Below are 25526 nucleotides of genomic sequence, written 5' to 3'. Positions count from 1 at the left end.
ACCTCCGATGGCGTCCGGGGCGGGTCGGGAGGGCCCGGGGTGGGTGATCCGCGCCGGGCCGGCGTTCCGGTTCCTCGGTTCCGGGAAACCGGTGGCACGATGGGGGGCATGGCGGCTCCGCAGGTTGCACCGGTCGAGACGCCGGACACTGACGAGGTGCCGGCGTCCGACCGGCAGTGGGTGACGATCGTGTGGGACGACCCGGTCAATCTGATGACGTACGTGACCTGGGTCTTCCAGAAGCTTTTCGGCTACAGCCGGGAGAGGGCCGAACAGCTGATGCTGGACGTGCACCACAAGGGCCGTGCCGTGGTCTCCACCGGCGCCCGCGAACGGATGGAGCACGACGCGTCGCAGCTGCACGCGTACGGGCTGTGGGCGACGGTGGACAGATCATGAGCATGTTCCATCGCCAGGCGGGTCACTACGTCGCCGTCTTCGCCGTCGACGAGGTGCGGGTGCTGCGTAAGGTCGCCTCCGAGGTGGTGGGTCTGCTCACCGATGGCTTCGACCACACCGACCCGGTGGTCGGTCGGCTCTTTCCGGCGGTCTACCCACAGGACGCCCCGGGCACCGCCGAGTTTCGCCGCTACACCGAGGGCGACCTGAAGACCGCGAAGATCGATCAGGCGGGGGCGATCCTGGCCGCGTTGCCGGACGACGCCGGTGGCGAGGTGCGGCTGGACGCCGAGGCCGCCGAGGCGTGGTTGCGGGCACTGAACGACGCCCGGCTCGCGATGGGCGTCCGCCTGGAGATCAAGGACGGCACGGATCTGGGCGAGGAGTTGGACGACGCGGTCGCCGAGGACCCGGGTTCCAGCAGGGTGTTCCAGCTTTCGGTCTACGCCTATCTCGGGTATCTACAGGAGTCGCTGCTCAACGCCTTGATCGACTAGGCGTGACCGGCACCACTTCGGCCCGTGCCCGGCAGGCGTTAGGCTGGTGCACGTGCTGAGCATCGACCGGTCGATCATCGACGCGATCGTCGCCCACGCGCGCCGGGATCACCCTGACGAGGCGTGCGGCGTGGTCGCCGGTCCCATCGGCAGCGACACCCCGACCCGGCACATCCCGATGGACAATGCCGCGCGGTCGATGACCTTCTACGAGTTCGACTCGATGGAGCACCTGCGCGTGTGGCGGGAGATGGACGACCGGGACGAGGAGCCCGTCGTCATCTACCACTCGCACACCGCCACCGAGGCGTACCCGTCACGGACTGATGTCTCCTTCGCCGGTGAGCCGGGGGCGCACTACCTGCTCGTCTCGACCCGTGAGCCCGACTCGGAGGAGATCCGGTCGTTCCGGATCGTCGACGGCGTGGTCACCGAGGAGCCGGTCCGTGTCGTGGAGGCCGGTGTCGACCCGCACGCCGTCCAGTCCTACATGTTCGGGCAGAGCCCGGCGACGGTCGATTACGAGTGTTCCGGCCGCTGACCTGTCAGCGCCGCAGCCGTCTCGTCCCGTCACCGTAGGCACACCCGATCGAGGAGTTCCCCATCATGGCCATTGAGGTTCGCATCCCCACCATCCTGCGCAGCTACACCGGCGGCGCCAAGGTCGTCGACGGCTCCGGCGACACGCTCGCCGATCTGCTCACCGACCTGGATTCCCGGCACGGCGGTCTGCGCGGCCGGCTGATCACCGACGCGGGCACGCTGCACCGCTTCGTCAACGTCTACGTGAACGACGAGGACGTCCGCTTCCTCGGCGCGCTCGACGCGAAGCTCTCCGACGGCGACAGCGTCACCATCCTGCCGGCGGTGGCAGGCGGCGCGTTCGGCTTCGCCGCCGCAGCGGCGATCAGCTCGCACAGCGCGGCGGCAGCGGCGATCAGCTCGCACAGCATCAGCTCGCAGAGTGTCGCCGCCGCGGTGGCTCGCGACGCCGTCGCGGCTCGCTGAGGTCGGCCGCCATGGCGCGGTACGACAGCCTGCTCGACGCCTGTGGGGGTACGCCGCTGGTCGGCCTGCCCCGACTCTCCCCGACGGTGCCCGACGGGGCCCCTCCGGTGCGGCTCTGGGCCAAGCTGGAGGACCGCAACCCCACCGGCAGCATCAAGGACCGCGCGGCGCTGTTCATGGTCCGGGCGGCGGAGGAGGCTGGCCGGCTCCGCGCCGGTGACACCATCCTCGAGCCGACGAGTGGCAACACCGGCATCTCGTTGGCCATGGTGGCGAAGCTGCGCGGCTACCGGCTGGTCTGCGTGATGCCGGAGAACGTCTCCACCGAGCGGGTGCAGTTGCTCCGGATGTACGGGGCCGAGATCATCTTCTCGCCGGCGGCGGGTGGCTCCAACCAGGCGGTCGCCACGGCGAAGCAGATCGCCGTGGAGCACCCCGACTGGGTGATGCTCTACCAGTACGGCAACGAGGCGAACGCGCGGGCGCACTACGAGACGACCGGGCCGGAGCTGCTGCACGACCTGCCCAGCATCACGGATTTCGTGGCCGGGCTGGGCACCACCGGCACCCTGATGGGCACCGGGCGTTACCTGCGGGAAAAGGTCGAGGGCATCCAGATCGTGGCCGCCGAGCCGCGCTACGGCGAGTTGGTCTACGGCCTGCGCAACATCGACGAGGGGTACGTTCCGGAGCTCTACGACGCCTCGGTGCTCTCCCGGCGGTTCTCGGTCGGCACCAGGGACGCGGTGTTGCGCACCCGCCAGCTCGTGGAGGTGGAAGGCATCTTCGCCGGGTTCTCCACCGGTGCGATCCTGCACGCCGCGCTGGCGGTGGCGCACGAGGCGGTGCGCGACGGCCGGCGGGCCGACGTGGCCTTCGTGGTCTGCGACGGCGGGTGGAAATACCTGTCCACCGGCGCGTACGGCGGCACACTCGCCGATGCCGAGGACGCCCTGGAGGGGCAGCTCTGGGCCTGACCGATCTGGTCTGCCGACTACGGGCCGTCGACATTCGTCGGCGGCCCGTACGCATCGCGGCGTACCGCGAGCGTGTGTCACGTTCGTGACAACTTCCGTTGGATGATTCTTGCTGCCGGGTGCGCCAGCGTAGGCTGCGCAGCGTGGCGTACGCGTCGGTAGAGATCATGGCCGGGACCATCGCCGGTGCGGGTGCTACTGATAGTGACAGCGAGACCACTCGATGCGACTGACCGTTCTGGGAAGTGCCGGCAGCTTCCCTGGCCCCGAGTCGCCCTGCTCGGCCTACCTCGTCGAGGCCGACGGCTTTCGGCTCCTGGTCGACTTCGGCTCGGGGTCGCTGTCCAGCCTCCAGCGGTACGCGGGGCTGCACGCCCCGGACGCCATCCTGCTGACCCACCTGCACTGCGACCACATGTTCGACGCCGTGCTGTACGTGGTGGTGCGCCGGTACGCCCCGGACGGCCCGTACCCGGCGCTGCCGGTGTACGCGCCCGCCGGCGCTCCGGACCGGCTCAGCGCCGCCTACGGCGACGACGGTTCGGTGGAGGACGTGTACCAGTTCTACGCGCTCCAGCCGGGCACGTTCCCGATCGGTCCGTTCGCGGTCACCGTCGACCGGGTCAATCACCCCGTCGAGACGTACGGTGTGCGGCTGGAGCACGACGGCCGTTCGCTGTGCTACTCGTCGGACACCGCGCCCTGCGAGTCGCTGCTGCGGCTGGCCCAGAACGCCGACGTGTTCCTCTGCGAGGCCAGTTACCTCGACGGCATGGACAATCCGCCGGATCTGCACCTGACCGGTCGGGAGGCCGGCGAGGCGGCGACCAAGGCAGCGGTGGGTCGGCTGCTGCTCACCCACCTGGTGCCCGCCTGGGGCAGCGAGGCGCACACGTTGGAGTCGGCCGCTTCCGCGTACACCGGGCCGCTCGAGGTGGTTCGGCCCGGCGCCAGCTACGAGGTCTGACCCAGCACGCCCGGTTCGCCGAGGCCGGGCCGCGGTCGCCGGGTTCCCCGGTGTGTGCGGCACGGACGTTCCCCGGGGCACCGCGAGCGAGGTGGATCGCCGTACCGCATAGGGTGCAGGCATGGCGCGACCTGACGGGCGAGGGCCCTCTCAACTTCGACCGGTGACCCTGACCCGAGGCTGGAGCACCCATCCGGAGGGCTCGGTGCTCGTCGAGTTCGGCGGCACCCGGGTGCTCTGCACGGCGAGCGTCACCGAGGGGGTGCCCCGCTGGCGCAAGGGTTCCGGGCTCGGTTGGGTGACCGCCGAGTACGCGATGCTGCCCCGGGCCACCAACACCCGCTCCGACCGGGAGAGCGTCAAGGGTCGGGTCGGTGGCCGTACCCACGAGATCTCCCGGTTGATCGGCCGTAGTCTGCGGGCCAGCATCGACCTCAAGGCGCTCGGCGAGAACTCGATAGTGCTCGACTGCGACGTGCTGCAGGCCGACGGCGGCACCCGCACGGCCGCGATCACCGGCGCGTACGTCGCCTTGCACGACGCGGTGGGCTGGCTTGCCGCCCGCAAGTCCTTGGCCGGCAAGCCGGACAAGGTGATGCACCGCTCGGTGGCCGCGGTCAGCGTGGGGATCATCGCCGGGGAGGCCCGGCTCGACCTCTGCTACGAGGAGGACGTCGCCGCCGAGGTGGACATGAACGTGGTCTGCACAGGTGCGGGCGACTTCGTCGAGGTGCAGGGCACCGGCGAGGCGGGCGTGTTCGCCCGCGACCAGCTCGACGCCCTGCTCGATCTGGCCGTCGCTGGCTGCTCCGAGTTGGCCGAAGCCCAGCGGAAGGCACTCGCATGAACAAGGTCCTGCTCGCCACCCGTAACCGCAAGAAGCTCGTCGAGCTTCAGCGGATCCTGGACGGCGCGCTCGGCGCGCACCGGATCGCCCTGCTCGGGCTGGACGACATCGAGCAGTACGCGGAGCTGCCGGAAACCGGCCTGACCTTCGGCGAGAACGCGCTCATCAAGGCGCGGGAGGGTTGCCGGCAGAGCGGCCTGCCGACCATCGCCGACGACTCCGGGCTCGCTGTGGACGCGCTCAACGGGATGCCGGGGGTGTTCAGCGCCCGCTGGTCGGGCCAGCACGGCAACGACCAGGCCAACCTTCAGCTGGTGCTGGACCAGATCGGCGACGTGCCCGACGAGCAGCGGGCGGCCTCGTTCGTCTGCACCGTCGCGTTGGTGCTGCCGGGCGGCAAGGAGCATCTCGTCGACGGGCGGCAGTCCGGGCGGGTGCTGCGCGCGCCTCGCGGTGACGGCGGGTTCGGCTACGACCCGATCTTCCTGGGCGACGGACAGGACCGGACCAACGCGGAGCTGACCCCGGCGGAGAAGGACGCCATCAGTCACCGGGGCAAGGCGCTGCGCGAGCTGGCGAAACTGATCGCCAAGGTGCTGCCGCCCGCCGCCTGACGGGCGTACCAGGTGCTGTCGCCCGCCGCCTGACCCGCGGCGGACGACAGCGACCCGCCGGAGATCAGCCCAGCGGGCCGACCTCCCGTTCGATGGCGGCGCGCAACTCCGGCCCGGCGACGACGGCACGGGCCGCCTCCATCACCGGGGCGAGGAACACGTCCGGGCCGGGCTCGCCGGCTGCCGCACCGAGCGCGGCGACGGCCGCCCGACCGGCCGGGGACGGCTCCAGCGGGGCGCGCAGCTGGAGGCCGCGTACGCCGGCCAGCAGCTCCACCGCGAGCAGGCTGGTCAGGTTGTCCAGGACGGTACGCAGCTTCTTGGCCGCCGCCCAGCCCATCGAGACGTGGTCCTCCTGCATTCCGCTGGTGGGCAGCGAGTCCACCGAGGCGGGGGCGGCCAGTCGACGGTTCTCGGCGACGATCCCGGCCGCCGTGTACTGGGCGATCATCAGCCCGGAGTTCACCCCGGCGTCGGGGGAGAGGAACGCCGGCAACTCCCGGGAGCGGGTGACGTCGAGCAGCCGGTCGACCCGCCGCTCGGCGATCGCGCCCACCTCGGCGGCGGCGATGGCGAGGAAGTCCGCGGCGAAGCCGAGCGGTGCGCCGTGGAAGTTGCCTGTCGACTCGACCCGGCCGTCCGGCAGCACCACCGGGTTGTCCACAACGGACACCAGTTCCCGGCCGGCGACGGTGCGGACGAAGTCCAGGGTGTCGCGGGCCGCGCCGGCCACCTGCGGCGCGCAGCGCATCGAGTACGCGTCCTGCACGGCGTGCGCCAGGTCGTCGCGGTGCGAGTCCATCACCCGGGAGTCCTGCAACAGGCGGTGGATGTTCGCCGCCGACGCCGCCTGTCCGGGGTGTGGCCGGATCGCGTGCAGCTCGGGCAGGAACGGCCGCTCCGAGCCGAGCATCGCCTCGATGGCCAGCGCCGCCGTCACGTCGGCCATGGCGAACAGGTGCGCCGCGTCGTGGATGGCCAGCAGCAGCATGCCGAGCATGCCGTCGGTGCCGTTGATCAGCGCCAGCCCCTCCTTGGCGGCCAGCTCGATGGGCTTGAGCCCGGCGGCGGTCAACGCGTCCGCCGCGTCCTGCCGCTCGCCGGCCGGGCCGAGCACCCAGCCCTCGCCGAGCAGCACCAGCGCGCAGTGTGCCAGCGGCGCCAGGTCACCGGAGGCGCCCAGCGAGCCGTGCTCCGGCACCCAGGGGGTGATGTCGTGGTTGAGCAGGTCGACAAGGGCCTCCGCGACCAGCGGCCGGACCCCGGATCGGCCCAGGGCGAGGGACCGGACCCGCAGCAGCATCATGGCCCGAACCACCTCGCGCGGCATCGGGGCGCCCACCCCGGCGGCGTGCGAGCGGATCAGCGCGTGTTGCAGCTCGGCCCGCCGCTCCGGTGCGATGAAGGTGTTGGCCAACGCGCCGAACCCGGTGGAGACCCCGTAGACGGGACGGCCCGACGACTCGATGCCGTCCACGATGGCGCGGCTGGTCGCCATCGCGTCGATGGTGGCCGGGGCGAGGACGACAGTGGCGGTGCCGCGGGCCACCGCGAACACGTCGTCGGCGGTGATCCCGGTGGGCTGGATGGTCACGTGCGTCATTGCGGAACTCCGTTGCGTATTACCTGGCGGATCAGGGGGACACCGGGCCGGTAGGCCAGGTGCAGGTACGACGGCGCGTCGAGGACGACGAGGTCGGCCCGCGCGCCGGGGGTGAGGACACCGACGTCGTCGCGGCGCAGCGCCCGTGCGCCACCGGCGGTGGCGGCCCAGACCGCCTCCGCCGGGGTCATCCGCATCTCGCGGACCGCGAGGGCCACGCAGAACGGCATCGACGAGGTGTACGACGAGCCCGGATTGCAGTCCGTCGCCAGCGCCACCGTGACACCGGCGTCGAGCAGCCGGCGGGCGTCCGGGTACGGCGAGCGGGTGGAGAACTCCGCGCCGGGCAGCAGTGTCGCCACCGTGCGGGTGCCCGATCCGTCGCTGTGGGCCGTGTCGGCCAGCGCGGCCACGTCGGCGTCGCTCAGGTGGGTGCAGTGGTCGACGCTGGCCGCGTCCAGCTCCACGCCCAGCCGCACCCCGGGGCCGGGGCCGAGCTGGTTGGCGTGCAGCCGTACGCCTAGCCCGGCGGCCTGACCGCAGGCCAGGATGGCGCGGGCGTGGTCCACGTCGAAGGCGCCCCGCTCGCAGAACACGTCGATCCACTTCGCGTACGGGGCGGCGGCGGCCAGCATCGGCCCGCAGACCAACCCCACGTAGTCGTCGGGGCGGTCGGCGTACTCGGCGGGCACCACGTGCGCGCCCAGGAAGGTGGTCTCGGTGCTGGTCTCGGCGGCGATCCGCAGCGAGCGGGCCTCGTCGGCGACGGTCAGGCCGTACCCACTCTTGATCTCCATGGTCGTGGTGCCCTGGCGCAGCGCCTCCCCGCGCAGCCGCCGCACTGTGGCCCGCAACTCCTCGTCGGTGGCGGCCCGGGTGGCACCGACAGTGGTCCGGATGCCGCCGCCGGTGTAGGGCTGACCCGCCATCCGGGCGGCGAACTCGGCGGCCCGATCCCCGGCGAAGACCAGGTGGGCGTGGCTGTCCACGAAACCGGGCAGCACGGCGGCCCCACCGGCGTCGACGTGATGGTCGGCGGCCGGCGCGTACGCGGACGGCCCGACCCAGACCACCCGGCCCTCCTCGACCAGCACCGCGGCGTTGCGGCGGATGCCGAGCGGGCCGTCGCCGGCGCCGTTGGTGACCAGCTCACCGATGTTGTCGACCAGCAGACTGCCGCTCATGCGGGTGTCACCGCCTCGATCGCGGACGACAGTTCGGCCGGCACGTCGACTGTCAGGTGTCGGCCCTCGGCCACCACCACCCGGCCGTCCACCACCACCTGCTCGACGTCCGCCGCGCCGGCGGCGAAGAACGCGCCCACCGGCGGTACCCCGGCGGTGCGGGCGCTGTCCAGGCGTACCGTCACCAGGTCGGCGCGGGCGCCCACCGCGATCCTCCCGGCGTCGGCCCAGCCCAGCGTGGCGTGCCCGGCGACGCTGGCAGCCTTCAGCAGGTCGAGTGGCGCGAAGTGACCGCGTCGGCGGGTACGCAGCCGCTCGTCCAGCTCGACCGCCCGCGCCTCCTCGAACAGGTCGATCACGGCGTGGCTGTCGCTGCCGAGGCTCAACCGGATGCCCGCGTCGGCCATCAGCCGGGCCGGGCCGATGCCGTCGGCGAGGTCCCGCTCGGTGGTCGGGCAGAGGCACACAGCGGTCTGGCTGTCGGCGAGCACTGACAGGTCCGCGCTGGTGGGGTGGGTGGCGTGGACGGCGGTGGTGTGCGGCCCGAGCACGCCGTGCTCGGCGAGCAGCCCGGTGGGCGAGCGCCCGTGCACGGCCCGGCACTCGTCGTTCTCGGCGGGCTGCTCGGAGAGGTGCACGTGCAGCGACGCCTGCCGCTCCCGGGCCCAGTCGGCGACAGTGTGCAACTGATCGGCCGGGACGGCCCGCACCGAGTGCACGGCAGCGCCGACCCGGGCGTGCGGGTCCGCCGGCTGGAACGCCGCGGCCCGCTCGGCCCAGCGGGCCGCGTCACCGTCGCCGAAGCGGCGCTGCGGGCCGGTGAGGGGCCGACCGTCCACGCTGGAGGTCAGGTAACAGGTGTCCAGCAGTGTGAGCCGGATCCCGGCGTGCGCGGCGGCCTCCACCAGCGCCGCGCCCATCGCGTTCGGGTCGTCGTAGGCGCCGCCGTCCGGTCGGTGGTGCAGGTAGTGGAACTCGCCAACGCAGGTGATGCCGGCGAGCGCCATCTCGGCGTAGACGGCCCGGGCCAGCGCGAGGTAGGTGTCCGGGTCCAGCCGGTCCGCGACGGCGTACATCTGGTCCCGCCAGGTCCAGAAGTCACCCCGCCCACCGTGGGTACGCCCGCGCAGCGCCCGGTGGAAGGCGTGCGAGTGCCCGTTCGCGAGACCGGGCACTGTGAGGCCGGGCAGCGGCACCGCGTCGGCGTACACCTCGACCCCGGCCGGTGGTCTGCTGCCGGGGGTCAGCGGCGTCACCGCGGCGATCCGGCCGTCCTCGACCTCGATGAGCACGTCGGGCGTGGGCTCGGCGTGCTCGGGCAGCCAGGCGTATTCAGCGAGCCAGCGGGCGGTGGTCATACTCCTCGCCTCCTTTGGAGCTGAATCGTCTGCGACATCAGCGGCCGTGGTGACATCGGCCGCCGGGGTGACACCGGCGGCCGGGGTGACACCGGCAGTTGGCGCGCTTCGGCTGATTCGTTTACGACATCAGCTCCATAGGACGACAACAGGAGATGCGGCACCTCGCCACGCCGGAGACTCCGCACCCACCGACGCCGCGGCTCCGTGCCGTCCGAGGGGCGGCTCGACACCTCGTTCACCGGCATGTCAGCTCCTCCAGCACCCGGGCCAGCGCCCGAACCCCGGCCGCGCAGTCGTCGTCGGTGGCGGCCTCGGCGGGGGAGTGCGAGACGCCGGTCGGGTTGCGCACGAAGAGCATCGCGGTGGGCAGGTACGCGGCGAGCACTCCCGCGTCGTGCCCCGCGCCGGTGGGCAGCACCGGCGCGTCGAGCAGTGTGGCCAGGCGGTTGGCCAGCCCGCCGTCGAAGGCGACCACCGAGGTGGCCGACTCCTCGGTGACCGTCACCGTCGTACCGTCGCGGCGGGCCCGCTCGGCGAGCTTGCCGCGTACCGCGTCGACCAGCCCGGTCAGCGTCTCCGGGTCGGCCGCCCGGGCGTCCAGCCAACCGGTCACCTTCGACGGGATCGCGTTTGTGGCGTTGGGTTCGACGGCGACCCGGCCCACAGTGGCGTGCGCGCCGCGCAGCCGGGCCTCCTTGTTGGCCGCCAGCACGGTGAAGGCGTAGGTCAGCATCGGGTCGCGGCGGTCGGCCATCCGGGTGGTGCCCGCGTGGTTGCCCTCGCCGACGACGTCGAAGCGCCACCGGCCGTGCGGCCAGATCGCGCTGGCCACCGCGACCGGCGCGTCCGTGTCGACGAGCGCGCGGCCCTGCTCGACGTGCAGCTCCACGAAGGCGCCGAACCGGCCCAGCAACTCCGGGCGGGCACCCGCCGGCCGGTCACCGAGCGCCTCGGCGAAGCTCACCCCGGCCGCGTCGCGCAGGCCGGCCGCCCGTTCGGCCGACAGCGCCCCGGTGAGCAGCCGCGACCCCAGACACGGTACGCCGAAGCGCGCCCCCTCCTCCTCGACGAAGGCACCCAGCACCAGGGGTCGGCCAGGGGCGACGCCCGCGGCGCGCAGCTCGTCCACGGCGAGGAACGCGCTCACGATGCCGAGCGGCCCGTCGTACGCCCCGCCGTGCGGCACCGAGTCGAAGTGGCTGCCGGTGAGCACCGCGTCGGACGCTTCCGGGTCACCCCAGTGGGCGAAGAGGTTGCCGTTGCCGTCCTCGGTGACCGGCATGGCACGGCGCTCGGCCTGCGCCCGGAACCAGGCGCGCAGCTCCCGCTCCGGCTCGGTCAACGCGTACCGCAGATAGCCGCCGCTGTCGGCGTCCCGCCCGACCGGCGCGATCTCGTCCCACAGCGCCCGGAACCGCGCGGAAAGGTCGTCCGTCACGCGGGTCCCTCCGTCATGGGGACCCGGACCCCGGTGCGGTCGGCGACCTCGCGGGCGCTCTCGTAGCCGGCATCGACGTGCCGGATGACGCCCATCGCCGGGTCGTTGGTGAGCACCCGCTCGATCTTCTGCCCGGCGAGGGCGGTGCCGTCGGCCACGCACACCTGCCCGGCGTGGATCGACCGGCCGATGCCCACCCCGCCGCCGTGGTGGATGGACACCCAGGAAGCCCCGCTGGCCGTGTTGACCAGGGCGTTGAGCAGCGGCCAGTCGGCGATGGCGTCAGAGCCGTCGGCCATCCCCTCGGTTTCCCGGTACGGGCTCGCGACGCTGCCGGTGTCCAGGTGGTCCCGGCCGATCACCACCGGGGCGGAGAGTTCGCCGGAGGCGACCATGTCGTTGAACCGCACGCCCGCCCGGTCCCGTTCGCCCTGACCGAGCCAGCAGATCCGGGCCGGCAGGCCCTGGAACGCGACCCGCTCACCGGCCAGCTTGATCCAACGGGCCAGCGACTCGTTCTCCGGGAACAGGTCGAGGATGGCCCGGTCGGTGGCCGCGATGTCGGCCGGGTCGCCGGAGAGCGCCGCCCACCGGAACGGACCCCTGCCCTCACAGAACAACGGCCGGATGTACGCGGGCACGAAGCCCGGGAAGTCGAAGGCGCGCTGATAGCCGCCGAGCTGCGCCTCACCCCGGATCGAGTTGCCGTAGTCGAACACCTCGGCGCCGGCGTCGAGGAAGCCGACCATCGCCTCGACGTGCGTCGCCATCGACGCGCGGGCCCGGTCGGTGAACTCGGCCGGCTTCGCGGCGGCGTAGTCCCGGGCCTCGGCCAGCTCCACTCCCACCGGCAGGTAGGCCAGTGGGTCGTGCGCGCTGGTCTGGTCGGTCACGATGTCGATCTCGACGCCCCGGTTCAGCAGCTCCGGGAAGACCTCGGCGGCGTTGCCGACCACGCCCACGCTCAGGGCGCGACGCTCCCGCTTCGCGGCGCGGACCCGGGCGATCGCGTCGTCCAGGGAGTCGGCGACCTCATCCAGGTAGCGGTCGTGCACCCGACGGTCGAGCCGGGTGCGGTCCACGTCCACGATCAGGCAGACGCCGCCGTTCATGGTGACAGCGAGTGGCTGCGCGCCGCCCATGCCGCCGCAGCCGGCGGTCAGCGTCAGCGTGCCGGCGAGGGTGCTGTCGAACCGTTTGGCGGCCACCGCCGCGAACGTCTCGTAGGTGCCCTGGAGGATGCCCTGGGTGCCGATGTAGATCCACGAACCGGCAGTCATCTGCCCGTACATGGTCAGGCCGAGCTGTTCGAGGCGGCGGAACTCCGGCCAGGTCGCCCAGTCGCCGACCAGGTTCGAGTTGGCCAGCAGGACCCGGGGTGCCCACTCGTGGGTGCGCATCACCCCGACCGGGCGGCCTGACTGCACCAGCATCGTCTCGTCCTCGCGCAGGTCGGTCAGCGTGCGGACCAACGCGTGGTACGACGGCCAGTCCCGCGCCGCCTTGCCGGTGCCGCCGTAGACCACCAGGTCGTCGGGGCGTTCGGCCACCTCGGGGTCGAGGTTGTTCATCAACATCCGCAGGGCGCCCTCCTGCTGCCACCCGCGGGTGGTGAGCTGGCTGCCCCGTGCGGCACGAATGGGCTGGGTCATCTCTGGTTCTCCTCCGGTCAACCGAGGAACAACTGTCGGCGGGCCGCGGAGGCTTCGAACGCCTCCAGTCGGCGCTGGGTGTCGGCCGGGGTGGCGTCGCAGATCGCCTGCAACAGCACCATGGCCAGGGTCATCGGGGCGGTGTGCAGGTCGAAGACGAGTTGCGCGCCGACCGCGGCGGCGAGCACCACGTCGGCGTGCTCGGTGGCCGGGCTGACCGGGGAGTCGGTGATCGCCACCACTGTCAACCCGGCGTGGCGGGCGTCGCGCAGCGCGTCCAGGGTTTCCCGGGGGTAGCGGGGCAGCACGAAGGCCAGGACGGCGGACGCCCCGGCCTCGGCCGCCTGCTCCAGGCGGTCGGTGAGCAGGCTGCCGCCGTCGTCGAGGACCCGTACGTCCGGGTGCACCTTCGCCGCGAAGTAGGCGAAGTACGCGGCCAGCGGCGCGGCGGCGCGCAGGCCGAGCACCGGCAGTGGGCGACTCTCGGCGAGCAACCGTCCGGTCTCGGCGATCCGGTCCCGGTCGGCGAGCTGACCGGCCAGCCGTTCCAGGTTGCCCATCTCCGCGCGTACCGCCTGCTGGAGTTCGTTGCCGGCGTCCGTCGATCCGCCTGGAGTCGAGCCGGTGAGGTCTCGCAGCCGGCGGCGCAGCGCCGGGTAGCCGTCGTGGCCGAGCGCGACGGCGAACCGGGTGACCGACGGCTGACTCACGCCGGCCAGCTCGGCGACCTCGGCGGCGGACAGGTATGCCACGCCGGGGGCGTGCTGCACCAGACAGTGCGCGATTCGGCGCTGGGTGGGGGTGAGTCGCACCCCTTGGAACAGGTCGAGCACCCGGTCAGCGGGTGCCGCGACAGCTCCTTCATTCATGAGCTGACTCTATGCATAGAAACTTTCATAGACAACCACCTCGGGTCACCCCCGCCCCCCGCTCAGCCGTCACGACTCGTAACATGCGGGCGTCCAGCGCGAGCAGGATCGCGCCAGCGAGAAGGAGCGTCGTGGTCGCAGTCGAGGACGCCCCGCCCATTCGCGTCACTTCGCCGGCACCCGCCCGGCGCGTCCGGGCGACGGTCGGCGAGGCGCTGCCGATCATCGCTCTCGTCGGGGCCTTCTTCGTCGTCAACGACATCCGGTCGTGGCTCACAGCCCAGTACTGGGGCGACGAGGCGTGGGTCGCGCTCTCGGTCCGTTTCCCCCTTGCCGATCTTCCGGTGACGACCTCATCGAGCCCGATCGGGTGGAGTTTCCTGCTCCGACTGGTCCCGGACATCGACCACCTCCGGGTCGTACCCCTGGGTTTCCAACTGCTGACAGTCGTCGCGGCCTACCTTCTGGGCCGCTCGCTGGCGTCCGAACGCGCTCGGGGCATCCTCATCGGCGTCGTCACCGGGCTCGCCGTCCTGCTCCTGCCGGTCCAGCAGACCCGCCACGACCTGAAGCAGTACACAGCGGACGCCGCCGTGGCGGTCTGCCTGCTCGCCCTGGCCACCTGGACGGAACGCTCCTGGTCTCGGCGGCGACTCGCTGTGGTGGTGGCCGCGGTGGGCCTGGGCATGCTGCTGAGTCACACCACCGCCATCGTCGCGGTCTGCGTCCTCGGAGGGCTGCTGCTCTCCGTCGCCGTGCGCCGGGAGTGGGCGAGGACGGCCGAGGCGACCGTCGCCGGCCTGATCACCGGCGCGCTCGTCGCCGCCGTCTACTTCGGAGTGTCCGCCCGGGGCAACAACGACGCCATGCGGGACTACTGGGACGCCTTCCTGCCGAGCATCTCCGAACTGCCCGCACACCTCGTGCGGCAGGCCAAGGCCCTGTCGCCGATGCTCGGCGCACCAGTGCCGATCCTCGCCGTCCTCCTCGTGCTCGGCGTCCTCACGCTGTTCCGACGCGGACACGCCGCCCCGGCGATCGCCGTCCTCCTGCTGCCGGTGGCGGCCATCGGGCTGGGGGTCGCGGGGATCTACCCCCTGCTCGACCCGCGCACGTCCCACTTCCTGATCGTGGTGGCGGGCCTGGTGGCCGGCATCGGCATCATCGGTCTGGCCGATCTGACCGTCGCCGTGGTCCGCCGCGGGCTGCCCCGGCTACCACCGGGCGTGGTGGCCGCCGTTACCTGCGCCGTCCTGCTCGCCAGCTTCGCCGCCGTCAACCACCGCTGGTACCGCACGGACGGCGACGAACCCGGGGTCTGGCGGGCACACCAGGCCATCACCGACATCGGATCGTCGACCCGGTACGTCGCGGCTCACAAGGGACCACACGACCTCGTCGTGGTCAGTGGGCCCGCCTGGTTCGGGTTCACGCTCTACTCCGACCAGGACCCGCTGAAGCTGGTCGCGCCGGTCACCGGCACCGTCGGTTGGACCCTCACGATGCCCACCCGCGCCGATGTGATCCTCCCGAAGCCGGCCGCCGCCGACGAGCAGTCCATCAAGGACGCACTCGACGAGATTCTGGCCCAGGCCGCGAAACGGCCGCCCGGCACCCGGGTCTGGCTGGTCCGTGCGTACACCCACCCGAGTGAGCCAGTGTGGCAGGCGGCGCTCGCCGACTATCACGTGCAACGCGTCACGTCCGGACCGGAGCCAGTGGTCGTGATCAGCAAGAGGTGACGGCGGCGACGAGCTGACGGGTGACCGCCGGGCGACTGACTGTGGCACCGGTCGGTACCATGCGCCTGGCGGTCGAGCGGAGGAGTTGGCATGCAGCCGGAAGGCCCCTACAGGTTCACCCACTTGCTGGGCGGTTCACCGGTGGGCAAGGCCTGGGCCGCCATCGACGAGCAGGGTCGGTTCGTGAGCGTGGCCGTACTGGACGCCGCCGTGGCCGCCACTCCCGGATGGCGGGACGCCTTCGCCGGGATCGCTGACGCTCTCGCCCAGTCGGCCAACGGCCCCGCCTTCACGTACGCGGACTTCTCCGCCGCCGCGCCCTGGGTGGCATATCCCGCGGAGGCCGGGCCGGGCGCGGAGAAGCTGATCCGGGCGCTCGGCGTGGGGTACCACCCCGTGCCCGCCGCACCACCGCAGCCGGTGTCCGGCCCGCCCCAGCCCGTGTCTAGCCCGCCGCAGCCGGTGTCTAGCCCGCCGCAGCCGGCTTCGAACTCGCCGCAGTCGGTGTCTGGCCCGCCGCAGTCGGTGTCTGGCCCGCCGCAGCCGATCACCGGCATGCCGCACGCGCCGTGGGCGGTTCAGGGGACTCCTATTCCTCGCCAGCCGATCCTCTCGGATCCGCACCCGGTGTCGGGCGCGCCCACGTCGGCCTTGCCCGCGTCGGGGGTGCCTGCATCGGGGGTGCCTGCGTCGGGGGTGCCTGCGTCGGGGGTGCCGGCGTCGGGAGTGCCGGCGTCGGGAGTGCCCGCGTCGGGGGTGCCCGCATCGGGGGTGCCCGCATCGGCCGCTCCGGCCGCGTCCGACGGTGGCCCGGCATCCGGCGAGACCGCGCAGATGTCGCCCACACAGGCCAGTCCCGCCGAGGCTCCACCGTTCAACCCGTTCGTGGCGTCGGAACGTCGAATCAAGCCCTCCGAGCCGCCGAGGCGGCCGATCGGCCTCTGGGTCGCCGTCGCCGCGCTGCTGTCGGTGGCCGCGCTCGGGGGCGGAGCGGGCCTCTGGGCCGTCTCGGCCACGACGCCCGACGAGCCGGCAGCCGCGCCCACGGCCGCCCCGACCGCCACAGCTGCGGCACCCGGGATCGAGCCCTGGGCGGCGGCCGCACCGCGCAGCCCGGATGAGCATGCCCTCGCCACCGCCGCGCCCTCGATGGTCTTCCTCGAGGTCATCATCAGCGGGTACGCGCGCAACGCGCAGGACGGCACCCTGCTGCACGCTGAGCCCTTCACCTTCAGCCGTCGCTGCAGCGGCGTCATCGTCAACCGCGGCGGGCACGTCCTCACCAACGGCCAGTGTGTCAAGCCCTCCCCGGAAACCATGCGGGACAACGCGCTCGCTGGGCTCGCCAAGAGGCTCGTCGCCGCCGGCCAGCTGAAGCCCGCGGACGTGGACGGCTACACCAAGGGCCGTGCGGCGACCACGGTCTTCACCGGCCGCGACCGCGGCACGGAGCCCGACGCCAAGCTGTACGGACAGTTGAACGTGGCCATTGGCGACGTCACCAACGGTCCGGCGATCCCTGGCACCATCGTCCGGGCTCTCCCCCTCGCCGAGGGCAACCTGGCGCTGGTCGCGCTCGACCAGGCGGACCTTCCCGTTGCCGAACTGAACACCTCCGCCACGATCGCCCCGGATACCGCGCTGCTGATCCTCGGCTACGGCACCACCGACACCGAGTACCGCTCGGCCACCTACACCGTGCGGTCCGCACCGGTGCGGGTGACCGAAGTGGACCCCCAGTCTTCGGTCTACCGGATCAACGCGGACGTCGGGGTGTACTCGCGTGGGGGGATCGCGATCGACCAACAGGGCCGGGTGGTCGGGATGCTCGACCACGACCTGTCGCTCAGCGACGATGCGACCCGGCTCGTGGTGCCGGTTGCCACGATAAGCGGGCTGCTCGGCGCCGCCGGTATCGAGAACGGCCTCGGCGAGCCGGACCGGCTGTACCGCAGTGGCCTGGACGCCTACTTCGCTGGCGACGAGGCGAGCGCCGTGCCGCGGTTCGAGGACGTCGTGGAGCGTGTTCCCTCGAACGTCCTGGCCCGGGCGTACCGCGAGGCGGCCGCCGCGTCGGACGGCAAGTCCTCCCGACCCGGCTGGGCGGTGCCGCTGCTCGTCGCCGCCGGCGTCGCGCTGGCGGGTGGGATCGGCATGCTCGTCGTGTGGCGGCGGCGCCGCAACTCCTGGTAGCGGGGGCCAGGGCCTCCGCCGGGCCGTGCCGTACGGTCGGTCGCCGCACGGCATGGCCGACGCCCTACTGCTGTTTGGCCGCGATCTCACACACCTCATGCACGCTGCGAACGGCGCTGTCCCAGGTCAGCGAGGTGCGGAAGTGGGTGACGGCACCGTGGCTCAGGCCGGCGTAGCGGTCGGAGAAGGCCAACAGGTTCGCGACCTCGTCGGCGTACTGCGCCGCCGAGGCGTCGACAGGCAGCAGGATTCCGCTGTGGCCCTGCCGAACGACATCCGGTACGCCGTCGACGGCGCTGCCCAGCGACGGGAGGGCGTACGCCGCGGCCTCGGCGAACACGATGCCGAACGGCTCGTTCCGGGTGGGGAGGACGAACAGGTCGGCCGCCCGGTACAGGCTGTCGAGCTTCGCGCTGTCCTCGGCGCTGTCCTTGTTCAGGAACCCGTGGTAGGTGACGTGGTCCCGCTGCCACGAACTGTCCGGCGGTCGGACGCCCACCACGTCGAGATGGACCGGGACGCCCCGTCGGCGCAATTCGTCGGCGATGAGCACACACCGGTCCATGCCCTTTCGCTCCCACTCGACGCCCACGGCGAGAAGCCGGGGGAGGGCCCCGATCCGAAGCTTCGGCTGCGCCTCCGCGCCGACCCGATTGGCGCCGAAACCGATGCGGTGGACCCGGGACGGGGTGAGGCGGTACCGGGACAGGGCGTCTTCGTACGCGACCGTCGAGGACATGATGACCGCGGCCATCTCACGCAACGACGTTCCCTCGATCGGCTCGACCTGGCGTCGGGTTCGTTCGGAGAGGCGCTGCCAGTGCGGCGCTTTGTCCATCCGCTGCGCGTAGGTGGCGTCGGTCCAGATCACGGCGGGAATGTCACCGTCCTCGACGCCCAACGTGTGCCAGCCAAGCAGAAGGAGGACGTCGGCGTTCGCCCGCCGCGCCTGCGCCTGCATCTCTCGCGTCATCCGTCTGACGAGCCACGGCTCCACCTCCCAGTTCACCTTCAACCGTGCCCGTTTCGACGCCGCCGCGACCACCTTGCCGGAACGCACGAGCAACGGCGAGGGCTCGTCGAGCACCACGCAGTCGGCGTCGAGGTCCCGCATGGTGCGGACGACGTTGGCCGGGATTCCGGACCAGGTGAGGATGTCGTCGGCGCGTCCCTCGGCCGTGCAGATGGCTATTCTCATGGCGAGGATTGTGCCGCAGGCCCTCCATCGGCCCGATGACGCCTCACGCGCCGCTTCGGCGACGTCGTCTAGTCCGCGAGGACCGGCACCAGGGCCTCCTCAAGCAGCGGTGCCAGCTTGCGGGCGTACTCCGCGGTGACGTGGTTCCGGTCCCGGCGGACGACTACCCCGCCGACGAAGATCGGGCACCGCTCGGAGACGCAGAACCAGTCCGCCGTGGCGATGTGCCACGAGCCCCGGGCGCTCCAGACGCGGCGGTCGACCCTGCCGTACGACTGATCCTCCTGGGACAGCGTCGAGATGCAATCCGGGGGTGCGGAGAGCCGGGTGATGCACGTCCTCGGGTCCAGCCCCACCGGCGGCGGTTGCAGGGCGACGATCCTCCCTGCCGCCGCCAGCCACCGTTCCCGAGCGGTACGGGTGGCCTGTTCCCATTCGGTCAGTGACGCGCGCTGACCGGCTTTGGTGAACCGTTGGTGATAGGCGTTGCTGACGACAACCAGTTCGGGTTCGAGTTTCGTGACGAGGGTCCGTACCGTCTCCCGATGGCCGGGACAGGATCGGGTGATGTCGTCGATGGGGGAGACGGTGTCCGCGGCGAGGAAGGGACAGCCGGCGTAGGTCAGGTCCCGGACCACCCACCCGGCCGGCTCGAGAGCCGCGCGGACCAGGGGAAGCCAGGCCGCACCGATGGAGTCGCCGACCACGACGGCCAACCGGCGGGGGCGCGGTGCGGTGACCGCGCAGTCGTTGCCGTCCGGGACGGCCGGCCGGCATCCCCGCCCGTCGCCATCCGTAAAGACCAGCCGATCCAATTTGCCCGGGGGAGGCGTCAACACCGGCCATTCCGCGACGTCCAGCGCCGTGCGGATCTGGGCTTCCAACTGGTCCTGCGACGTGATCGCCACCGGGTGCGCGGCGACCTCCGGCGAGGGCGTGCGGACCGTCACCGTGGCGACCACAGCCACAGTGGCAGCCAGTGCTGTCAGGCCGGCGGCCCGCCGGATCAGCGTTGTGCGGGTCCGGCGGCGCGGCGTTGCTGTCCGCCGGCCCTCCAACCACGACGATCTGCGGATCGGGTCCTCAACCAAGTGGTAGGAGAGTACGGAGAGCAGCGCCGTACCGCCGAGCGTGAGGATGGGTACGGTGTGCCGGCCGGCGGGCAGCGCAGCACCGATCAGAACGAACAGGGGGAAGTGCCACAGGTAGAGGGAGTAGGAGATGTCGCCGACGTACCGTGCGGCCCGGTTGGTCAAGGGAAACATCAGCCGTTGCCCACCGACGCCGCCCGCGATGACCAAGGCCGCCGAGATCACCGACAGGATGGCGCCCGGGACCGGAAAAGGGGTCTGCGCGGAGACGGTGAAGAGCGAGACGGCAAGGCCGGTCAACCCGAGCCACTGGTACGCGGGGCGAGCCGGCGCCGGTATGCGGGCCAGCAGCGGCGTCGCCACGGCGAGCAGCGCGCCGACTCCCAATTCCCAGGCGCGGGAGAAGGTCGAGAAGTAGGCGACTGTCGGGCGATGGCCGACCTCCCAGAGGGCGAACACGATCGAGCCGACGACGACCGCGCCCAGGACCGCCCCCGTCGCCCACTGGGACGGGCTCCCGGCCCGACCCCACCGTACGGCGGCGTGCAACACCAGCACGAGCAACAGCGGCCAGACGAGGTAGAACTGCTCCTCTACCGACAGCGACCAGTAGTGCCGTAGCGGCGAGACGGGGCCGTCGGTCTGCCAGTAGTCGGTGCCCACGGAGGCGAACCGCCAGTTGGACGCGAACAGTCCGGCCCAGAGTGCGTCCCACGCCGTGGACCGGAAGCGGTCGCCCAGGAACAGCAGCGACGAAGCGACGTACGTGCACACCAGGACCAGCACCGCCATGGGCATGATCCGCCGCACCCGGCGCCGGTAGAAGTCCGCGAAGGAGACTCGTCCCGTCCGATCGTGTTCCTTGAGCAGCAGGCTCGTGATCAGGAAGCCGGAGATGACGAAGAAGACGTCGACGCCGACGAAGCCACCGGCCGGCCAGCCGAGGACGTGTTCGAGGATCACCACCACGACCGCTACGGCTCGCAGTCCCTGGATGTCCGCGCGGAAGCCTGTCCCGGAATGCCGAGAGGCGACACGAGGATCCGGCGTCACGAGGGGACCTGACGACATCGGGTGCTTCCTTCGTTGTGCGTCTACCGGACCCTGCGACTCAGTCTCGCGCGTCAGCCGTGGCATGACCGATGCGGTGATCGCTGGAAAGGCGGCGAAGCGCTGCCAGCGGTTCCGGTCGGTCGGCGGTCTCCACCGGTGCCTCCGTTGGTGGAGGTCCCGCCGGTGCGGTCGTTGACGTGGTCAGCATCATCGTGATGAAGATCCAGGTCAGTCCGTCGACGGAGAGCGGGTTCCAGACGACCTCGGTGAACGAGTAGATGACGAAGAGCGCCACGGGCGCCTTGGCGGAGAAGGCCCGACCGTCGGTGACCCTCCCATGCAGCAGGGCCGTCAACCAGAGGCCCCACAGGGTCAGCGCGACCAGGCCCCCGGAAAAGATGACCAGCACGTATCCCGAGTGGAAGAAGTGGTACGGCGCCTCGCCGATGTCCCTGAGGTAGTACCACTTCGAGACACCGACACCGGTGACCTCCGAGTTGGCGATGTAGTCGCGGGCGTGGACCCAGATGTTGCCGCGGTTGCTCAGCGTGGTCTTCGACGCGCTCCAGGTCAGGTAGGTGGCCATGCCGACGCATCCGACCACCACTGCCACGCAGAGCGCGAAGTTGATCTGCGGGTACGCGCGCCGCCGCTCGAGCAGCCAAGCACCGACCACCCATACGCCCACCGCGGCGATGGCCAGGTAGCTGGTCCGGGATCCGGTGGCGACGATGATCAGCAGGCAGTACCCCGCCGCGGCCAACAGTCGTGTCCGGCTCAGGCTGTAGACAGCGGCGACCAGGGTGAAAGACGCGATCATGGCGACGTAGTTCTCGGAGTTGTAGAAGCTCTTGAACAGCGCCCCCGCAAGCGAGCACTTATCCAGCTTTCCGGTGGTGCAGGCCCGCCATGCCTGGTCGTAGAGGGCGGTCGGGATCGTCATTACCGACAGGACGGCCAGCCCGGTGTAGGCCATCGCCCCGATGCTCAGGGTGACCCGCGCCGCCATCAGCCACACCGCGAGCAGCACCAGCCCCGCGGCACCGTACGCGGGCAGCCGTGAGCCGTACACGCCGGCGCCGGCGAGGGCGTCGACGACGAGGCACCAGATCAGTACCGCCCCGGCCATCGCCAGACTGATCCGCTGCCAGACGCCGACGGGGCCGCGCAGCCGCCCTCGCCGTGCGACGACCAGCCACCCGAGAAGACCGAGCAGCAGCAGGCCAATGATCAAGGACGAGCGGTCCTCGGCGAGCGCCGGCGCGGCGTTGGCAAGCACCGCGAAGGCGATGAGTGCGACAGCGACCCCTTTGTCACCGAAGGCGGCGACGACCGCCCGCCGGGTCCAGATCAGCCATGCGGCCACCATGACGCCACTGATGCTCAGCAGAACGCCGAAGAGCGTGGTCACGTCATACCCCTTCCGTGCGGCGCTCGGTGCGGGTGCCGTCCGGGTCGCGTCGCAGGGCGACGACGAGGCACCCCCACAGCAGGACGGCGAGCAGAGCGTCGCACACCAGACTCGACACCACCGCACCCTGCCACCCGTACGCCGGAATCAGCCACACGTTCAGGCCGGCGTTCACCACTCCGACCGCGATCTGAGCGACAGTGCGGCGTCCCTGCATCCGGGCACCGGAAAGGGTATCGGCGGCGAGGTAGTGGATCGCCTTCAGCACCAGCAGCGCGCTCAGGCCCTGCAGGGCGAGGGTGGCGGCCTCGTACTCGGGGCCGAAGACCACCGGCATCATCCAGGCGAACGCGACGAGCAGGAGAGATGCCGGCACGCTGAACGCCAGGTAGCGCGGCAGCAACTTACGCGTGAGCCGCAGTGCGGATCGAGGGCCGTTGCGCCCCGCCTCGAAGAAGCTGGGGTACGCGACAGCACCCATCGAGCGGGCCGGCGTGTACGCGAAGTCGACAACGCGGTATGCCGCGGCGTAGATGGCCGCGCTCTCCGTGGTCCCCAGCTTGGAGAGCATCACCTTGTCGAGGTCGTTGTAGACAGTCTGGGCGGACAGACCCACGGCGAACAGCATGCCGGTCCGCGCCTGCGCCAACGATCCCCGGACCTCCAGCGGAGTCCGACCTGACCCGCGCAGGCCACCCAGGACCACTGCCACGCACACCGCCGTCGACAACAGCACCGAGGTCACGGCCCAGGCGTGCAGGGTGACTGGTCCGGCTGCCGCGGCCAACGCGATGACCCCGACCAACCGGGCGACCTGTAGCAACGCGGGGATGACGGAGGCGAGCAGAATCCGACCACGTGCCTGCACGGACGCGCCAACGGCCTCGATGAGACGCCAGGCCACCAGATCGGCGAAAGCCAGACAGAAGAGGTCGATCAGGCTCGTCTGGGCACCCCAGATCAGCGCCCCCGCCGCAGCGATCAGCACTGTCGCGCCAGCCCCGAACATCACCGACAGCAGCAGCCCTCGGACCAGATGGCGGGCCCACTCGGCGGGCGCGTCGGCGTGGCTCTGGAAGATCAGGCTTGGTGCACCGGCCGACGCGAACGGCGACACGACCGCCACCAGGGCCGTGATGCCGACGAAGAGACCGTACGTGTCGATGGGCATCTCCCGCGCCAGCAGCACGAAGAGTGCCCCCTGCGCGAGGGTCCGCAGCAGGGTTCCCACGAAGAAGGTGCCGGACTTGCGCAGAAAGGCGTCACCGCGGCGGGGCGCCCGATGGCGTGGTGACGCGCTGCGATCCGGTTCGCCCGATAGATCGACTGTTCCTTGGGCGAGGGTCATCGGCGCACCGCCTCCACCCACTGTCGGCTGATCCGGGCCGGATCGAAAGCGACCGAGCGGGCGTGCCAGGCCTTCTCGAAATCGACGGGCCCGGGCCGGCCGAAGCCCGTCAGGTGCCTGATCGCCTCGGCGAGGGCGGTCGAGGTCGGGGCCGTCGTCAGCACGCCGGGCACCAGGCCCGGCACCATCTCGTCGACGGCGGACACGGGCATCGCCGCGACGGGCAGTCCTACTTCGGCTGCCTCGACGAGGCTGAAACCGAAGGTCTCCGCCAGCGACGGGTGAACGAGCAGGTCGGCGTCGGCCAGCAGCCCGCGGACGTCAGGGATCCGGCCGAGGAACGTCACCCGATCCGCCAGGCCGCGCTCGCGCGCCCGGGTCTCCAACAGAGTCCGCTCCTCGCCGTCTCCGGCAAGCGTCAGGTGGTAGGTGGCGGGCAGCTCCGCGAGCGCGTCGATCGCGCACAGGTGGTTCTTCAGGGGGCGGAGCGCGCCCGTGGTGACCAGCCGGATCCTCGCCGGATCGGCGATTGGCCGGGGCGGGACGAACGGCACGGTCGGCACCGGGTTGGGGATCGTGACGACGCGCGACCCGGAGTGGAGATCGCGCACCGTCCGGGCCACCCCGTCGGACACGGCCACCACGAGCCGTGGCCGGAGGGCACCGAACCCGGACGCGCGGGCGAGCATCCGCACCCGACGGTCGGCCCGCATCCGCTCGGGCAGCAGCGAGTGCTCCCAGGCGATGAAGGTCCGAGACGAGCCAGCCAGAGCCGCCCCGACGGGCACGCTGCCCCACAATCCGCTGGCGACGACCTCCACGTCCGGGGGCAGGCTCCGCAGCCGGCGGCGCAGCGGGGGCACCGCTTCCACCAGCCGGGTGAGCCGCGACCCGAGGTCCAGGGTGTCGACACGGAGGTCGTCGAGCCCGTGCGGAACTCCCCGGGACAGAACGGTCGCGGACACCTCCACGCCGTGACGGGCGAGCCCGCGCATCACCAGGACTGCGGCTCGCTCCATGCCGTAGTACGGCTCGAGCTGCGGCAGTACGAAGTGCAGACGCATCAGTGTGGCCGTTCGGTCTCAAGCGGTCGAGTGGGGCTGCTGGGGGCCTTCGACTTGCGCATGGCGACCCGTTCCAGGGTCGACCGGGGTACCAGCCCGAGCGCCGCCAGCACCGCGTTCCGGGCGGACGGAGGTGAGTTGCGGCGGATCGCCCGCACCATCTCCCGTACGCCCTCCCGGTCTCGGGCCTGGAGAGCGTAGCGGAGGGTCTGGGCCGCGATGAAGTCCGAGAAGGTTCCCGGCGCCCACACTCCCTCCCAGCGCTGGGCCCAGTGCCACGAGGTACGCCAGTCCGCGCCGGCCGAGATCGACCCGGGGCTGCCCACCGTGTAGACGGCCGTCGCCTCCTCCACCTGGACGATCTTCACCCGGGGCAGCCGGGCGACCCGAACCAACCAGTCCCAGTCCTGGTGCCGGGGGAGCGTCTCGTCCCAGCGGCACTCGGTCGCCAACTCGTACGTGGTCAGGAGCGTCGACGTGGGTAGCGACTGCCGGCCGATGCCGAGGTGGCGGCGGCGGAACAGGTAGTCCTCCGGCAGCATGCCGTCGGGGATCACCTCGGCGGGAGCCGGCGTCGGCAGCGGCTCGGCACCGTCCTTGCGTTGCAGGATCCGGGACGACACGACGGGGCGGAACCCGGCCGCCGCGACCCGCTCCAGCGCGGGCACCTGTGCCGCCAGTTTGGTCGGCAGCCAGGTGTCGTCATCGTCGAGGAACGCGACGTGGCTGCCCGGGATCGCGTGGGTGACTCCGAGGTTGCGGGCGTACGACCCGCGTCGGCCGCCGCCGGTGCAGACCACCCGGTCGATGTGCTGTCCCAGGTTCCGCACCGTCTGCGGCACCTCCGGGGTGTCACAGACGACCACGATGTGCACGGATGCGCCCTGCTGGGAGCGGGCGGAGAGCACCGCGTCGGCGATGCTGGGGCGGCCCGTGGTGGGGATCACGACGGATACGTTCGGCATTGCGTTCTCCATGCGTTGGGGGTACGACCGGCACACGGCCGCCGG

The 25526-nt window shown here is 71.6% G+C and carries 22 protein-coding genes; 10 read left to right on the top strand and 12 right to left on the bottom strand.

Translation table 11 applies throughout. The features are described from left to right. Positions 1-108 precede the first annotated feature (108 nt). The 8 genes from clpS (at position 109) to rdgB (ending at position 5309) form a co-directional block, all read left to right on the top strand. Complete coding sequence (clpS, locus tag NIE111_RS05965) at positions 109-399, top strand: ATP-dependent Clp protease adapter ClpS (protein ID WP_088946433.1); 291 nt, start codon at positions 109-111, stop codon at positions 397-399. After that, the gene (locus NIE111_RS05960) at positions 396-896 is read left to right on the top strand and encodes a DUF2017 domain-containing protein (protein ID WP_091393575.1); all 501 of its coding nucleotides are present in this window, start codon (positions 396-398) and stop codon (positions 894-896) included. The genes clpS and NIE111_RS05960 overlap by 4 nt, the downstream gene beginning before the upstream one ends. A gap of 52 nt (positions 897-948) precedes the next feature. Continuing rightward, positions 949-1437, top strand: a complete 489-nt coding sequence (locus tag NIE111_RS05955) for a M67 family metallopeptidase (RefSeq protein ID WP_308193634.1) — start codon at positions 949-951, stop codon at positions 1435-1437. A 65-nt stretch (positions 1438-1502) separates the two neighbouring features. Then, positions 1503-1904 carry a MoaD/ThiS family protein gene (locus NIE111_RS05950; RefSeq protein ID WP_238683414.1) on the top strand — a complete coding sequence of 134 codons (402 nt, stop codon included), beginning with the start codon at positions 1503-1505 and terminating at the stop codon, positions 1902-1904. An 11-nt stretch (positions 1905-1915) separates the two neighbouring features. Beyond that, positions 1916-2881 carry a PLP-dependent cysteine synthase family protein gene (locus tag NIE111_RS05945; protein WP_238683413.1) on the top strand — a complete coding sequence of 322 codons (966 nt, stop codon included), beginning with the start codon at positions 1916-1918 and terminating at the stop codon, positions 2879-2881. Between the two features lie 223 nt (positions 2882-3104). Beyond that, positions 3105-3848: an MBL fold metallo-hydrolase gene (locus tag NIE111_RS05940; RefSeq protein ID WP_238683412.1), complete on the top strand. Its 744-nt coding sequence runs from the start codon at positions 3105-3107 to the stop codon at positions 3846-3848. A gap of 121 nt (positions 3849-3969) precedes the next feature. After that, on the top strand, positions 3970-4695 hold the full coding sequence (gene rph / locus NIE111_RS05935) for a ribonuclease PH (RefSeq protein WP_238683411.1): 726 nt from the start codon (positions 3970-3972) through the stop codon (positions 4693-4695). Next, complete coding sequence (gene rdgB / locus NIE111_RS05930) at positions 4692-5309, top strand: RdgB/HAM1 family non-canonical purine NTP pyrophosphatase (protein WP_238683410.1); 618 nt, start codon at positions 4692-4694, stop codon at positions 5307-5309. The genes rph and rdgB overlap by 4 nt, the downstream gene beginning before the upstream one ends. Before the next feature lie 64 nt (positions 5310-5373). On the opposite strand, the gene hutH is transcribed toward rdgB, so the two are convergent. From hutH to NIE111_RS05900, 6 genes are all read right to left on the bottom strand, one after another. After that, positions 5374-6912, bottom strand: coding sequence for a histidine ammonia-lyase (hutH, locus tag NIE111_RS05925; protein ID WP_238683409.1), 1539 nt, complete (start codon positions 6910-6912; stop codon positions 5374-5376). After that, on the bottom strand, positions 6909-8096 hold the full coding sequence (gene hutI / locus NIE111_RS05920) for an imidazolonepropionase (RefSeq protein ID WP_238683408.1): 1188 nt from the start codon (positions 8094-8096) through the stop codon (positions 6909-6911). Before hutI ends, hutH begins: the two co-directional genes overlap by 4 nt. Further along, positions 8093-9454: a formimidoylglutamate deiminase gene (locus NIE111_RS05915; protein ID WP_238683407.1), complete on the bottom strand. Its 1362-nt coding sequence runs from the start codon at positions 9452-9454 to the stop codon at positions 8093-8095. Before NIE111_RS05915 ends, hutI begins: the two co-directional genes overlap by 4 nt. A gap of 238 nt (positions 9455-9692) precedes the next feature. Then, a complete protein-coding gene (locus NIE111_RS05910; RefSeq protein WP_238683406.1) occupies positions 9693-10895 on the bottom strand; it encodes an allantoate amidohydrolase in 1203 nt (400 codons plus the stop codon). Continuing rightward, positions 10892-12547 (bottom strand): urocanate hydratase, encoded by a 1656-nt coding sequence (gene hutU / locus NIE111_RS05905; RefSeq protein WP_238683405.1) that lies wholly within the window; start codon positions 12545-12547, stop codon positions 10892-10894. Before hutU ends, NIE111_RS05910 begins: the two co-directional genes overlap by 4 nt. 17 nt (positions 12548-12564) lie before the next feature. Next, positions 12565-13416 (bottom strand): MurR/RpiR family transcriptional regulator, encoded by an 852-nt coding sequence (locus NIE111_RS05900; RefSeq protein ID WP_238683404.1) that lies wholly within the window; start codon positions 13414-13416, stop codon positions 12565-12567. Positions 13417-13547: 131 nt separating this feature from the next. On the opposite strand from NIE111_RS05900, the gene NIE111_RS05895 reads away from it, so the two are divergent. Beyond that, a complete protein-coding gene (locus NIE111_RS05895) occupies positions 13548-15158 on the top strand; it encodes a DUF6541 family protein (RefSeq protein WP_238683403.1) in 1611 nt (536 codons plus the stop codon). 90 nt (positions 15159-15248) lie between these two features. Beyond that, positions 15249-17351: a trypsin-like peptidase domain-containing protein gene (locus tag NIE111_RS31910; protein WP_274530744.1), complete on the top strand. Its 2103-nt coding sequence runs from the start codon at positions 15249-15251 to the stop codon at positions 17349-17351. A gap of 64 nt (positions 17352-17415) precedes the next feature. On the opposite strand, the gene NIE111_RS05885 is transcribed toward NIE111_RS31910, so the two are convergent. The 6 genes from NIE111_RS05885 to NIE111_RS05860 all read right to left on the bottom strand — a co-directional run bounded on the left by NIE111_RS05885 (position 17416) and on the right by NIE111_RS05860 (position 25481). After that, positions 17416-18549, bottom strand: a complete 1134-nt coding sequence (locus tag NIE111_RS05885; protein WP_238683402.1) for a glycosyltransferase family 4 protein — start codon at positions 18547-18549, stop codon at positions 17416-17418. Positions 18550-18617: 68 nt separating this feature from the next. After that, complete coding sequence (locus NIE111_RS05880; protein ID WP_238683401.1) at positions 18618-20711, bottom strand: acyltransferase family protein; 2094 nt, start codon at positions 20709-20711, stop codon at positions 18618-18620. 40 nt (positions 20712-20751) lie between these two features. Further along, positions 20752-22104: an O-antigen ligase family protein gene (locus tag NIE111_RS32195; RefSeq protein ID WP_238683400.1), complete on the bottom strand. Its 1353-nt coding sequence runs from the start codon at positions 22102-22104 to the stop codon at positions 20752-20754. 1 nt (position 22105) lies between these two features. Continuing rightward, positions 22106-23452 carry a lipopolysaccharide biosynthesis protein gene (locus NIE111_RS05870; RefSeq protein WP_266303530.1) on the bottom strand — a complete coding sequence of 449 codons (1347 nt, stop codon included), beginning with the start codon at positions 23450-23452 and terminating at the stop codon, positions 22106-22108. Next, entirely contained in the window at positions 23449-24516 is a 1068-nt protein-coding gene (locus NIE111_RS05865) for a glycosyltransferase (protein ID WP_238683398.1), read from the bottom strand. The genes NIE111_RS05870 and NIE111_RS05865 overlap by 4 nt, the downstream gene beginning before the upstream one ends. Further along, on the bottom strand, positions 24516-25481 hold the full coding sequence (locus NIE111_RS05860) for a glycosyltransferase family 2 protein (protein ID WP_210780971.1): 966 nt from the start codon (positions 25479-25481) through the stop codon (positions 24516-24518). Before NIE111_RS05860 ends, NIE111_RS05865 begins: the two co-directional genes overlap by 1 nt. Positions 25482-25526: the final 45 nt, after the last annotated feature.

The sequence above is a fragment of the Micromonospora hortensis genome, assembly GCF_022230935.1.
Classification (GTDB): domain Bacteria; phylum Actinomycetota; class Actinomycetes; order Mycobacteriales; family Micromonosporaceae; genus Micromonospora; species Micromonospora hortensis.
The sequence above is the reverse complement of the archived record's forward strand: the minus strand, read 5'-3'. Positions and strand labels throughout refer to the sequence as shown.

Coding starts and splice junctions, on each gene's coding strand:
- NIE111_RS05915 (WP_238683407.1), bottom strand. CDS start 9,454: ATGACCACCGCCCGCTGGCTCGCTGAATACGCCTGGCTGCCCGAGCAC.
- NIE111_RS05940 (WP_238683412.1), top strand. CDS start 3,105: ATGCGACTGACCGTTCTGGGAAGTGCCGGCAGCTTCCCTGGCCCCGAG.
- rdgB (WP_238683410.1), top strand. CDS start 4,692: ATGAACAAGGTCCTGCTCGCCACCCGTAACCGCAAGAAGCTCGTCGAG.
- NIE111_RS05860 (WP_210780971.1), bottom strand. CDS start 25,481: ATGCCGAACGTATCCGTCGTGATCCCCACCACGGGCCGCCCCAGCATC.
- NIE111_RS05865 (WP_238683398.1), bottom strand. CDS start 24,516: ATGCGTCTGCACTTCGTACTGCCGCAGCTCGAGCCGTACTACGGCATG.
- NIE111_RS05945 (WP_238683413.1), top strand. CDS start 1,916: ATGGCGCGGTACGACAGCCTGCTCGACGCCTGTGGGGGTACGCCGCTG.
- NIE111_RS05900 (WP_238683404.1), bottom strand. CDS start 13,416: ATGAATGAAGGAGCTGTCGCGGCACCCGCTGACCGGGTGCTCGACCTG.
- clpS (WP_088946433.1), top strand. CDS start 109: ATGGCGGCTCCGCAGGTTGCACCGGTCGAGACGCCGGACACTGACGAG.
- hutH (WP_238683409.1), bottom strand. CDS start 6,912: ATGACGCACGTGACCATCCAGCCCACCGGGATCACCGCCGACGACGTG.
- NIE111_RS05880 (WP_238683401.1), bottom strand. CDS start 20,711: ATGTCGTCAGGTCCCCTCGTGACGCCGGATCCTCGTGTCGCCTCTCGG.
- NIE111_RS05950 (WP_238683414.1), top strand. CDS start 1,503: ATGGCCATTGAGGTTCGCATCCCCACCATCCTGCGCAGCTACACCGGC.
- NIE111_RS05885 (WP_238683402.1), bottom strand. CDS start 18,549: ATGAGAATAGCCATCTGCACGGCCGAGGGACGCGCCGACGACATCCTC.
- NIE111_RS05870 (WP_266303530.1), bottom strand. CDS start 23,452: ATGACCCTCGCCCAAGGAACAGTCGATCTATCGGGCGAACCGGATCGC.
- NIE111_RS05960 (WP_091393575.1), top strand. CDS start 396: ATGAGCATGTTCCATCGCCAGGCGGGTCACTACGTCGCCGTCTTCGCC.
- hutU (WP_238683405.1), bottom strand. CDS start 12,547: ATGACCCAGCCCATTCGTGCCGCACGGGGCAGCCAGCTCACCACCCGC.
- NIE111_RS31910 (WP_274530744.1), top strand. CDS start 15,249: ATGCAGCCGGAAGGCCCCTACAGGTTCACCCACTTGCTGGGCGGTTCA.
- hutI (WP_238683408.1), bottom strand. CDS start 8,096: ATGAGCGGCAGTCTGCTGGTCGACAACATCGGTGAGCTGGTCACCAAC.
- rph (WP_238683411.1), top strand. CDS start 3,970: ATGGCGCGACCTGACGGGCGAGGGCCCTCTCAACTTCGACCGGTGACC.